Consider the following 12637-nt stretch of genomic DNA (forward strand, 5'->3'; position numbering starts at 1 on the left):
GGTAGAATGTTTCAGCAAATTTTACCCAAGCAGGACAGCAAGATGTGAATTGAGGTAATTCACCACTGCCATTAAGAACACGTTCAACTAACTCGGATGCTTCTTCCATAATAGTCATATCAGCACCAAAGTTTGTATCGAGTACATAGTCACCGCCAAGTTTACGAAGGGCTGCAACCATTTTACCTTCTACGAAAGTACCCGCTTCCATGCCGAATTCTTCGCCTAAACCAACGCGCACAGCTGGTGCAGTTTGGAATACAACGATTTTGTTAGGATCTGCAATAGCAGCCTTAACTTCATCGATTTCAGAACGTTCGTTAATGGAATCGAATGGACAAATAGATGCACATTGACCGCAATGGATACAAATTGGATGATCTCCATTGGTTGTCAAATCGTAATAGTCGAATACGCCCATATCAACAGCGCATGCTTTACGGCATAAAGAACAGTTTTTACATTTAGATAAATCTTGCACAATGGCAATATTGCCTTCTTCAATAGGCACACGACGATCTAAAAATTGGTACTTACTCATGTTTCCTCCTACTTAGGTAACGTTGTTATCGTTAATCGATGAAATTATACTACAAAATGTGATTTTTATCAATGATTCTGAAAGTAATTCCTATGCATATCAGGTATTAAAGAATCGCATAAAATAAAGATTTATAGACGTTCTTCTAATTCCATCCATCGTTCAGTCAATGTATCGATTTGAGATTGTGTCTCTTCACGTTCAGCCATGAGGATTTGCATTTTTTCATAATCCGTACCTGCTTGGCTAATCATGACATCCAACCCTTTAACAAGATGTTCTAGTTTTGGCAATTCCTCCATAATCGCTGCATATTCTGCCTCTTCAGCCTTATTAAGGCCTTTCTTTACCGGACTTTCTGTATGACTAGATTCAGTACTAGAGGATGTACCAATTGTCTCCGTAGAATCAGCGGATGGTTCTGTGCTATTCACACTAGAGCTCTGTTGTTCAGGCACATAGAATGGTGAATTATTACTTTCACCCAGCTCAGCCTTATAATCAGAATAGGAGCCATGTACGATATCGATGTGACCATTGCCTGTAAATACAAATAATTTATCTACCACGCGGTCTAGGAAATACCGATCATGGCACACGGTTATGATGACACCACTGAAAGAATCGAGAAAATCCTCTAGCACCTCAAGTGTGGGGATATCCAAATCATTAGTCGGTTCATCCAAGAGAAGTACATTCGGCGCACTCATAAGCAATTTTAAGAGGTACAATCTACGACGTTCTCCACCGGATAATTTGCGAATAGGCACACCATGTAATTCTGGGGTGAATAAAAAACGCTCCAAAATTTGACCTGCACTTAACGTTGTGCCATCACCGAGCGACATATAAGAATGATCTTCTTTTATATAATCAAGGACACGCATGTTTTCGTCAAATTCAGGCAATTCCTGTTTGAAGTGTGCAATCCGGACAGTCTCACCTTTGCCAATAGTTCCCGTTACAGGCTCATAGGTGCCATCGAGGATTTTCATAAATGTTGATTTACCAACCCCATTGGGACCTACGATACCAATCCGGTCATGACGCACCACATGATAGGTAAAATTATCAACCATAGGACGTCCATCAAAATCAAAGGATAAATGTTCAATATCAAAAATAGTCTTGCCCAATCGAGTCTTTAAGGCAATCGGATCCATTTGATCAGGACGTCTAGTTTTCTCCATATTTTTAAGCGTTTCATACCGTTGTAAACGGGCCTTTTGTTTTGTACTGCGAGCTTGCGCACCGCGGCGTACCCATTCGATTTCTCGCTTTAAAAATTGACGCCGTTTTTCCTCCGTAGCCGCCTGACGAGCCTCACGATCTGCTTTCAGCTCAATAAATTTTTCATAATTGCCTTCGTATTCATACATATGGCGATTGGATAATTCCAAAATACCATTACATACAGAATCTAAGAAGTATCTATCATGAGTACTAATCAACAAGCCCCCTTGCCGATTGCTTAAATACGTTTCTAGCCATTCAATGCTATCCTCATCTAAATGGTTTGTCGGTTCATCCAATAATAGTAAATCGCATGGATATAGCAAGGCTTGCCCTAATGCTAATCGACGTTTTTGACCACCCGATAATAGGCTAACGGACATATTGACATCGTGAAAGCCCAATTTACTCAAAATGATACGCGCCTCTTGCTCTACTTGCCAACCATCTTTGGTATCCATTTCTTCTAAGCACTGCATATAATGGCGCTCAATACGTTCATCAGATACGCCCTGCTCTTGTATGTAGTGGTAATCACGACTGGCCTTATCAAATCGTTTTACCATTTGTAATCGCGGATGATCACCATCTAAAATAGCTTCTAACAAGGTATTCCCTTCATCAAAGCTTGGGGTTTGTGCTAAATAATGGATGGTAGCCTTGCCATTGCGTTCAATAGTCCCCTTATCACACTCCATCTGGCCCGTTAAAATCTTTAAAAAGGTTGATTTACCCGTTCCATTAATCCCAACAAGTCCCAATCGTTTTTGATTTGTAAATGTTATGGATACATCGGTGAATAACAATCGTGTGCCATATGATTTCTCTATATTCTGTAAACTAATTACGTTCATTCCCGTACTCCTCTGTTATCATTATGGTATTTATTATACTACAGATTTTCATTGACAGTCATACACCGCATCAGTAGAATACAGATAGATAACTAGACAGTAATACGACATGATAAGTACATACTATTAGGAGGTTCTCATGGCAACAGATGCAGTATTAGATTTTTATGATGCTCTAGATTTTGAAATTATCGACTTTGATGGTTATGACACACTTTTTGTTGAACTATTAGACGATGGAACCTATGCAACTGTATCCGACGACGATGGTCATATGCCAGATACACTTGATACGCCAATCGTATTCAATGTATATGACGATACCGATTCATTCCAATGGAGTGTAAGCCTTAATGATTCTCATCAATTGCAAGCACTACTGGAAGAACATACTTCAACAGAAGATTTCTTAAATGCATTACAACAGATTCGTACGGAAAACATTGAAAACTATCAATAATTCTACACGCGAATAAAAAAGGTCATCCCTAAGCTAATGGTTACCTAATCCATATATATGGTAAGTAAATTAGTTTTTGGGATGACCTTTTTATTTATAATGTTTCTAACTCGCACTTAGTAGAAAGTACATCTGTTTTTGTATCGAGAATATGAATGAGTTCGTTTACGATATTGGCAGCACCATCGACATGCCAAGCACGCGCTTGTTCAGACATTTGTTGTAACCGTGGCGGATTAATTAATAACGCAGCCACTACGTCCTCTAGATTATGTATATCTCTCGCCCAACGCGCACAACCTCGCTCCTCTAATAACTCCGCATTAGCCTCTTCTTGACCAGGGATGGCATTAAAGAATACCATAGGTAGACCAATGGTAACAGCCTCCATACAGGTCAACGCACCAGGTTTTGTGACGAGCATGGTCGCTGAGTGCATTAATTCAGATATATTGGATGTATAACCGTATACGGTGGTTTTCGTTTTCATCCGCACACTTAAATTTACTAAAGATTCATAGAGCGATGTATTCTGCCCTGCTACGACAGTAATCTCATCGATACCATTGACCGCATCTAAGTGTTGGAGTGCAATTTCTAATGAGCCTAAGCCTAATCCACCGCCCATAACGAGAACCTTAACAGGTGCCTTCATCTCATAATGGTCAATGGCATCCTTAAAGAATGATCTCCGCACCGGAATACCGGACACATGGATTTTATCCCGCTCAATACCGACGGCGGTCATTTCTCCTACCATGTCCTCTGTAGCAACAAAATACGTATCTACTTGCGGATAAATCCAGAATTGATGACTACTAAAGTCCGTTAGGATGGCCACTAATGGTACATCAATAAGACCTTGTCGTTTCAAAATACAGGCGGCCCCACAAGGGAATGGATGCGTGAATACAATCACATCAGGCTTTTCTTGTTGAATCAGTTTCAACATACGGCTCTTTAGAATATAGGACAAAACAGTTTGTAAAATAGTCCCTTTTTTCTCTCCCTTTGATACGCGATAAATCATATCGTATAACATAGGAAATACGTCAATCATCTTAATATATGTTCCCTTGATAAGATGTTCTACTGACAAGGTTTCCGTATCAAGAAAATCCACATGGCTAATCTCTGCCTGTGGTTCTTTTAATTTCCAATATTCTTCTATCGCCCTTGCGGCCTGCATATGACCTGTCCCAATAGAGGCAGATACAATGAGGACCTTCCGTGATTGTTCTGTAGTCATAATCTATCCTTTCCTTGTGATTATACCACATAAACAAGAAAAAATAACATAGACGAAAAAAGAGACCCTATCGGGTCTCTTTTACATCTTATTCAGATTATTTTTTGCGTTTTTTTGCAGGAGCTGCGTTAACTTGTTCTTTCAAACCTTTACCAGCTTTGAATGCAGGAGATTTGGAAGCTTTGATAGTGATAGTTTTACCGTTTTGTGGGTTGCGGCCTTCACGAGCAGCGCGTTCACGAACTTCGAAAGTACCGAAGCCAATAACTTGAACTTTACCACCAGCAGCTAATTCTTCAGCAACTGTGTCGAATACAGCTTTTACCGCTTTTTCAGCGTCTTTTTTAGTCAATTCAGTTTTTTGTGCAACACTTGCGATTAATTCTGTTTTATTCATGACAGAACCTCCTTAAAAATACAATACCCGAGATTACTAACATACCTCTAGGTTACTTTTCCTGCACTTTAGCCTCCTCCCAAAAAGCATCCAGCTCAGCTAATGAAAAGTCTTCCCATGAGCGATCGCTTTGGTTAACACAAGCTTCTACATGTAAAAAACGCTGTCGGAACTTTGTGTTTGTGCGATTCAGTGCATTTTCACCGCTTATTTTATACCATCTTAATAGATTAATCAAGGAAAAAAGCACATCTCCCGCCTCTTTTTCCATATTTTCTCTATCTTTTAAGGCCACAGCCTCCTTAAATTCACCGATTTCTTCATTCACTTTTGCCCAAATTGGCTCCAGCTCATCCCAGTCAAAACCTACCTTTCCGGCCTTATCTTGTAGCTTTTGAGCAGCCACCAATGCAGGTAAACCCTTGGATACTCCATCTAATACACCTTTTCGTATATTTCCCTTTTCTTGTGCTTTTAATTCATCCCAAGTGTATATTTTTCCCTTATTGTCAGGATTTTCTTCTGGGAATACATTAGGATGACGATGAATCATCTTCTCAGTTACGTCATTTATTACATCTTGTAATGTAAAAGCCCCATTTTCTTCAGCAATGCTACTATGAAACACGATTTGTAATAATACATCACCTAGCTCTTCACGCAGATTATCCATGTCTTTATTATCAATAGCATCCACTACTTCGTAGGTTTCTTCAATAAAATAACGGCGCAATGATTCATGAGTTTGCACTTTATCCCAAGGGCATCCATTAGGAGAGCGTAATTTTTTTACCACCTCTACAAGAGGTTGTATATCAATATTGGTCTTCATAGATTCGATTCTCCTCTGCTTGGCGTTTACGCAATCGTTTACCGATAACAGGCATATGATACATGTCATCCATTACGATGGCCTTAGTAATCCAAAGAGATAGTATGTATACGACTAGTGCAACAAGGATAGATATAGCTACGGCAGCGCCATTACCAACCATATCGACAAGGAACATAAAGCTAACTTGTGTAGCACCACCCATAGCCATGGCAGAAATGATGATTTTCAATAGGTTCATACATTGGATAACGCTACCTACATAACGCTTTACGAATACTAGATTAATTAATGCAGCAATAGCAAAGTTTAAGTTCGTAGCCCATGCAGCACCATTAATACCGAGTTCAATAGATCCTGTTAATTGATAGTCTAAGATAGCTTTCACCATGAGCCCTATAAAAATAGACAGCATCGGAATAATGGTACGCCCTAAGCCTTGTAATATACCAGCCGTGATCTGTTGCCATCCTAAAAAGATGATACTAAGGCTAATCACGGCAATGACAGGCCCTGCATTAGGCGTCGCATAAATAAGCTGTGAAATAGGCGTTGCTAATACACATAAGCCTATGCAAGCCGGTATAGCAAATAAATTGGCAATCTTCATGGCCGTGCTAGCACGCTCAATAATACGGTCATTATTTCCCGTTGCATGCGCTTCGGATACAGCCGGTACAAGGCTCGCCGCAAGAGCAGTCGTTAAAATAATAGGCAATCCAATGAGCGATGTGGCCATGCCTGTCAAATACCCAAACTGTGTAGTCGCCTCATGTAAGTAGTAGCCAATGTCCATCAATCGTTTCGGAACGATGAAAGTATCGATCAAAGATACCATAGGCAACATAATATTGGCCATGGAAACCGGAATGGCCAACGCAAATAAGCGTTTAATAACAGCACTGGTGCGTTCTATAGGAGCCTCTTCATTTTGCTCACTTAACATCTGGTGACGCAAACTACGTTGCGACCTATAAAAATACACGAGTACGATTAAACCAGCTAATACGCCTGGAAACGTAGCAAAGGTAGCGCCACCTGCGGCTAGGTGTAATCCGGAATCGATAAAATAGTACGCTAGCCCCACCATGGACCCTACGCGAAAGATTTGTTCAAAAACCTGACTCGTCCCAGTCGGAACCATGTATTGGAAGCCTTGGAAATAGCCTCTAAAGCAGCTCAAAATAGTGACCACAATAATAGCCGGCGATAATAATTGAATCGGTATTAAAGCCCTCGGATCCGTTATAATGTTCCATTTTATGAGCCATTCTGCACTAGCATAAAGCCCCACACTAAATACAATACCCACCAGCGTAAGCACCCGTAAGGATACATTAAAAACTTGTTGCACCCCACGCATATCTCGATTCGCCAGTTTTTCCGCAATCATAATAGAGATTGCCACAGGAATCCCGGCAGCCGAAATACTAACGATAATCTGGTATATCGGATAGGCCATCATATAGAGACCTATCCCCTCGCCTCCAAGAATACGAGCGACGAGTACCTTACTGAAAGCACCAATAACTTTAACGATAACACCAGCTATGGTTAAAATCATGGCACCCTTTAAAAATCGGTTCATAGGCCCCCCTTAGATTTTTTTGACAACTCCTTCATCACCGCTTCTGTAATCGTTAAAATAGACCCCTTTAATCCATTCAAACTGATATATAATGACGCAGGTTTTGTGTCCATGAACTTCATTTTTTTCCATAAATCTTCGCGAACAGCACCCATATCCCAATCGGCCATTTTTGAATCATCTTGCCAATGGATGATGAGCTGACTATCGCGACGAACAATACTCTTAATACCAAGTAAACGAGCTTGTTCCTTAATTTGAGCTATCCGCAATAAACGGTCTACCGGATCTGTTGGTGTGCCAAAACGGTCGATCAGTTCATCCGTTAAATCATCAAGCTGTGCTTTATTCTTAACTTGTAACATTCGTTGATACACAGAAATCTTGCGCGCACTATCTTTAATGTACGCGTCATCTATGAACGCATCGATTTCAAGGTCAATGGCAGGATCTAGTACTACCTCTTTGATGACCTCTTTGTTTTGTGCTTTCGCAATGGCTTCCTCTAGCATGGATACATACATACCAAAGCCGACCGATGCGATATTACCATGTTGTTGTGACCCTAATAGATTACCGGCCCCACGAATTTCCAAATCGCGCATAGCTAGTTTAAATCCGGCCCCTAATTCTGTGAATTCTTCGATGGCTTTCAAACGTTTTTCTGCCGCTTCTGAAAGCATCTTATCAGGTCGATACATGAAATATGCATAGGCACGTCGTCTAGACCGACCTACACGGCCACGCATTTGATAGAGTTGCGATAAGCCTAAGCGATCTGCATCATAGATGATAATCGTATTGGCATTTGGTATATCAAGGCCGGTTTCAATGATGCTTGTACTGAGCAATACATCATAATGACCTTCATAGAAATCGGTCATAATCTCTTCGATTTGGCGGCCTGTCATTTGTCCATGTGCAACAGCATAGCGCAAATCTGGCAACGCCTGTTCTAATAGTTCCCCCATATGATTAATCGATGCTACACGGTTATATACGAAATAGACTTGTCCGCCCCGCGCCAGTTCTCGTTTAATCGCATCAGCTATGAGATTCATATCGTATTCTACTACGTAGGTTTGTACTGGTAGACGATCTTCAGGAGGTGTGCTAATAACAGACATTTCACGAACACCGACAAGAGACATATGAAGTGTCCGTGGAATAGGGGTAGCACTTAAGGTAAGAACGTCGATATTATTAGCCCATTCTTTCCATTTTTCCTTTTGTGCTACGCCAAAGCGTTGCTCTTCATCTACGACGAGGAATCCTAAATCTTTGAATTTTACCTTTTTATTTAACAAGGAATGCGTGCCGATTAAGATATCGATAGAACCATTTTCGACACCCTTTAGGACCTCTTTCTTCTCCGCTGTAGAACGGAATCGATTGAGTACATCCACCTTAACGCCAAATGGATTAAATCGATTTAAAAACGTTTGGTAATGTTGCTGAGCTAATACAGTGGTTGGTACCAGTACGGCCACTTGTTTACCGCTTACAACGGCCTTAAAGATGGCACGCATAGCAACCTCTGTTTTACCAAAGCCAACGTCCCCTGCTAACAAGCGATCCATTGGTGTTGGTCGTTCCATGGACTCCTTAATTTCTCGCGTAGCTTGTAATTGGTCCTCTGTTTCCTCATAAGGAAAGGCATCTTCAAATTCTTGTTGCCAAGGTTGATCTGGTAGGAATGCAAAGCCTTCTGTAATTTCCCGTTTCGCATAGAGTTCAACGAGCTTATCCGCCAAATCATCAATGGATTTCTGTGCCTTTGTAACTGCTTTGCGCCAATCGCTACCACCCATCTTATGAATGCGTGGTACATCGCCTTCATTGCCGATATACTTTTGCAATTGATCTAAATTGCTAGCAGGCAAATACAGCCTGTCTGTTCCGGCATAGGCAATTTCAATGTAGTCTCGATGGATACCTTCTGTTTCAATCGTTTTTAAGCCCACATATTTACCGATACCATGCATGCTGTGAACAACGTAATCGCCAACCGACAGATCTGTAAAATAATTAATTTCTTGACCTTTTTTAGGCTTATTGCGAAGTTTACGTTTTTGTTGACCGTAAATATTGCCTTCTACAACGACGACTAAGCGGCTATGCGGTAATTCAAAGCCATCTGTTAATAAGCCTTGCATAACGTGAACCGTATTAGGCTCAAAATCCCAGCTTTCACAAAGCTTATACGGAATAGCATCACCATGCAAAGCCTTTTCTATGCCTTCCCGGCGCTGCAAATTATTAATGACAAGCACAACTTGATTACCTAGCTTTTGCCATTGCTTGATTTCATCCATCAACAAAGGAATTTGACGCTCAAAGCTCGTCATCGTTTTACCTTGAATGCCAATTGGGTAGAATCCAGCTAATCCGATGGAACGTTGTTGCATGAATGTGAAAGCCACCTCTATCTTAGCCTCTACAGAGCGTTGCAATTCAGACCATTCACAATGTTGCTTGCGATGCGTTTCATCTTCCTTTAAGAATTTCTTCAACGCTTCTTGAATGCGCACCGGTTCATCATAAATGATAAGTCCATCCTTTGCATAAGATAGCAATGTACTGTCTGCATCATCGCTGGTTAAAAAGAATGGCGTCACCGTATAGGAATCCACCGTTTCAATAGACCGTTGTGTATCTACGGAGAAATGGCGCATCGTATCGATTTCATCGCCAAAGAATTCCATACGTATTGGATCATCACTATTCACAGGGAAGATATCAAAAATATCTCCGCGCACAGAAAAATGACCACGTTGTTCTACCTGGTCTACGCGTTCATATCCAATTTTAACTAATTTTTCTAACAGCTCATCCCGCTCTATAGATTGAGAAACCTCAAGATGTACACTTTGGGATATAACATATTGAGGGCTCACTATATATTGCGTAGCCTCTTCTACCGTAGCGATGACTACGACAGGACGGTTCCACGCCAACATGCTAAGAGCACGCATTTGAGCACCCTGTCCTTCAAGACTACGAGCAACGGTGGTAAATTCTACACGTTCTGTAATGGGAAATGGCAATACCTGCACATTAGGCCAGAAAAACGCTAAATCCCGTTCCCATAATTCTTTATGTTCTTTATCGTGCACCACGATAATAATAGATTGTACTTGTTCCTCTGGAACAGCACGACTTAAGAGGAACGACTTTTGCGATCCACTTAAACCATATATAACTGACTTTCCCTTTTGGCGAAACGCCTTTAGCCCATCTGTCATAGATGGGTTCTGTGAAAGCAGTGTATCAATTGAAGTATCCATACTGCACCATATAATGATTATCTATATAATATCTTAAAAATAATAGTACTAACAATTCATTATAGCATATTTACGAATATGCAAAAAAACACCTGTTCCGTTGAACAGATGAAAATAGGCAAAAAAAAAGCACCCACAGGTGCAAATATAGTTGGTGCGGGAGAAGGGACTTGAACCCCCACGCCGTAAGGCGCCAGATCCTAAGTCTGGTGCGTCTGCCAATTCCGCCACTCCCGCGTACCGACTGAAATTATAATACCACTTATTATATATGACGTCAATCATTTTTTGTAATTTTTATAAGACTTCATCATACCTATATAATTAAATACATAGGTAATAACAATTTCAAGATACTTATATATCCATCAATATCAAAATTTGAAGGATCAAAAAAAGAGATGGTCCAAACACCTAACCTAGGTGCTAGGACCATCTCTCTTTTTAGGATGATGATGAATAAATGCATGCCCTACATTTACCAATAAATATATTAACAGACATAACAAAAGCCATGCTGATAATACCAAACGGTATATTCACCATGACTGCTCTAACAATACAGAGATTTCAATTTGTGTACCACAAAACATCATTTACACAAAAAAATCCTTTTTACGGGTACGTAAAAAGGGAGTCTCTAACTTCTCCTCCCTATCACTCGTAGGTCAAATGGTGAATGTTGAATAGGCAGTTCTCCTGACTCGGTGTCAACGCTCATCTAGCCTTCCCAGTTTCCCAGTGACTTAATTAGACTCGCTCAACCATACAGTGGCGGGACCGTGCTGGCCTTTAACCAGCTTCTCTATTATGCTTTTCAGCACCTATTCCCAAATATGATGTTGTCTATGTGTTTATATTATCACCGTATGTTACTTTCGTCAAACGTTTTTTACATTCTCATAAATAAATATTTATAATACACTAATAACAAAAGACTATATTTCAATCTATCTATTATCTCATCATGCTTTCATGTATAATGATAGAGTAATTTACGTTATGGAGGTCATTATGTATATCGGAGATATTATAAAAGCGTTCCGCGAGGAACATCAACTTTCACAAGAAACATTTGCAACAAAAGCAGGTTTAACTGTTAACGAAATCAATACACTAGAACAAAACTTTCAAGACGGAACTTCTACACCTGTACCAGTTGCCATCAGACAAATAAAAGGCATTGCACAAGCCATGGAGCAACCGATGCCGATTATCATGAGTCAAATACCATCCGACCAACAAGTTGTGGTCAACGTTGTCGCTGAGTCAGATCAGCCTCATGCAAAATAAGGAGCAATCACCATACTATGAAAAAATTTGCTATTCTAACGCTTACCTTCCTTGCCTTAATGGGTAGCGCTCATGCAGTCAATATAGGCGATCTAGAGAACGCTAGAGGCTATTCCTATATGTATCGCATGAACGGCCAACAATACTACGCGGATAATCGCGTCATCGTCCGTGCAGGCGAAGGTAATAACTATGAAATCATCGCCAAAATATATAGCCATCAAGGTGCTATGTATTACATGACAGAATACATCAACCATTACTATTTCAACCAAGATGCAGATACTATCTATTGGACCCAAGACGAAATCAATCTAATTGATGCTCGTACAGGCCAACTTCTACGTCGAAACATTAAGAAAAACCCTAAACTAAAAGAATTGAAACCAGATACCTATGGTTATATGCAAGCCATCTATTCTAAAAACATGGCTATCGCTGCAGGACAATTAAAAGAAGTATCCAACTAAGACGCTTAAAATTCATAAAAGGCTATAGCGTCTTATAGACAAAAAAAGGAGCTGTTACTATAAGCAGCTCCTCTTTTTGTACACAATTGCTGGGCAATATATAGCCATCTAAATATTAGTACAGGCCTGTAGTATTTGTTAGGTAGCCCTTCTATATGGGGTCCTACGAATTAGTACAGGCCTGTTCTATTTCTTAGACGGGCCTCCTATATAGAGTCCTACAAATTAGTACAGACCTGTTCTATTTATTAGGTGGCCCTTTTATATGAGGTCCTACGAATTAGTAAGGGCCTGTAGTATTTGTTAGAGGGCCTATCTATATAGGGTTCTATAAATTAGTACAGGCCTGTTCTAATTCCAAAAAGGCACTTAAGTTAGGGCTCTCTGTCAAATGTTGGGGTATTCACCCTACGAGTCTTCTTTGGCACCAATC

The 12637-nt window shown here is 40.3% G+C and carries 10 protein-coding genes, 1 tRNA gene and 1 riboswitch; of the genes, 3 read left to right on the forward strand and 8 right to left on the reverse strand.

The features are described from left to right. Both RYP29_RS06945 and RYP29_RS06950 read right to left on the reverse strand, forming a co-directional pair. On the reverse strand, nt 1–541 hold a 541-nt coding region (locus RYP29_RS06945), incomplete at its 3' end, for a [Fe-Fe] hydrogenase large subunit C-terminal domain-containing protein (RefSeq protein ID WP_311532738.1). Between the two features lie 131 nt (nt 542–672). Further along, the gene (locus RYP29_RS06950; protein WP_311532739.1) at nt 673–2628 is read right to left on the reverse strand and encodes an ABC-F family ATP-binding cassette domain-containing protein; all 1956 of its coding nucleotides are present in this window, start codon (nt 2626–2628) and stop codon (nt 673–675) included. A 139-nt stretch (nt 2629–2767) separates the two neighbouring features. Here RYP29_RS06950 and RYP29_RS06955 point away from each other — a divergent pair, with 139 nt between their 5' ends. After that, nucleotides 2768–3088, forward strand: coding sequence for a hypothetical protein (locus RYP29_RS06955; RefSeq protein WP_311532740.1), 321 nt, complete (start codon nt 2768–2770; stop codon nt 3086–3088). A gap of 94 nt (nt 3089–3182) precedes the next feature. Here the strand turns inward: RYP29_RS06955 and RYP29_RS06960 are convergent, their stop codons facing one another. The 6 genes from RYP29_RS06960 to RYP29_RS06985 all read right to left on the reverse strand — a co-directional run bounded on the left by RYP29_RS06960 (nt 3183) and on the right by RYP29_RS06985 (nt 10678). After that, nucleotides 3183–4337: an MGDG synthase family glycosyltransferase gene (locus tag RYP29_RS06960; protein ID WP_311532741.1), complete on the reverse strand. Its 1155-nt coding sequence runs from the start codon at nt 4335–4337 to the stop codon at nt 3183–3185. 97 nt (nt 4338–4434) lie between these two features. After that, nucleotides 4435–4734, reverse strand: coding sequence for an HU family DNA-binding protein (locus tag RYP29_RS06965; RefSeq protein WP_005381952.1), 300 nt, complete (start codon nt 4732–4734; stop codon nt 4435–4437). 52 nt (nt 4735–4786) lie between these two features. Continuing rightward, nucleotides 4787–5566: a nucleoside triphosphate pyrophosphohydrolase gene (mazG, locus tag RYP29_RS06970; RefSeq protein ID WP_311532742.1), complete on the reverse strand. Its 780-nt coding sequence runs from the start codon at nt 5564–5566 to the stop codon at nt 4787–4789. Continuing rightward, the gene (locus RYP29_RS06975) at nt 5550–7154 is read right to left on the reverse strand and encodes a polysaccharide biosynthesis protein (protein WP_311532743.1); all 1605 of its coding nucleotides are present in this window, start codon (nt 7152–7154) and stop codon (nt 5550–5552) included. Before RYP29_RS06975 ends, mazG begins: the two co-directional genes overlap by 17 nt. After that, a complete protein-coding gene (gene mfd / locus RYP29_RS06980; RefSeq protein ID WP_311532744.1) occupies nt 7151–10441 on the reverse strand; it encodes a transcription-repair coupling factor in 3291 nt (1096 codons plus the stop codon). Before mfd ends, RYP29_RS06975 begins: the two co-directional genes overlap by 4 nt. Nucleotides 10442–10593: 152 nt before the next feature. Beyond that, nucleotides 10594–10678: transfer RNA gene (locus RYP29_RS06985), tRNA-Leu, on the reverse strand. Nucleotides 10679–11112: 434 nt separating this feature from the next. Next, nucleotides 11113–11284, reverse strand: a riboswitch (cobalamin riboswitch). A gap of 171 nt (nt 11285–11455) precedes the next feature. Between RYP29_RS06985 and RYP29_RS06990 the strand changes: the two genes are divergently transcribed. Together RYP29_RS06990 and RYP29_RS06995 are read left to right on the forward strand one after the other, a co-directional pair. Further along, a complete protein-coding gene (locus RYP29_RS06990; protein WP_311532745.1) occupies nt 11456–11734 on the forward strand; it encodes a helix-turn-helix transcriptional regulator in 279 nt (92 codons plus the stop codon). Between the two features lie 17 nt (nt 11735–11751). Further along, complete coding sequence (locus tag RYP29_RS06995; protein WP_311532746.1) at nt 11752–12204, forward strand: hypothetical protein; 453 nt, start codon at nt 11752–11754, stop codon at nt 12202–12204. Nucleotides 12205–12637 lie beyond the last annotated feature (433 nt).

The organism is uncultured Veillonella sp. (genome assembly GCF_963534045.1).
Taxonomy (GTDB): domain Bacteria; phylum Bacillota; class Negativicutes; order Veillonellales; family Veillonellaceae; genus Veillonella.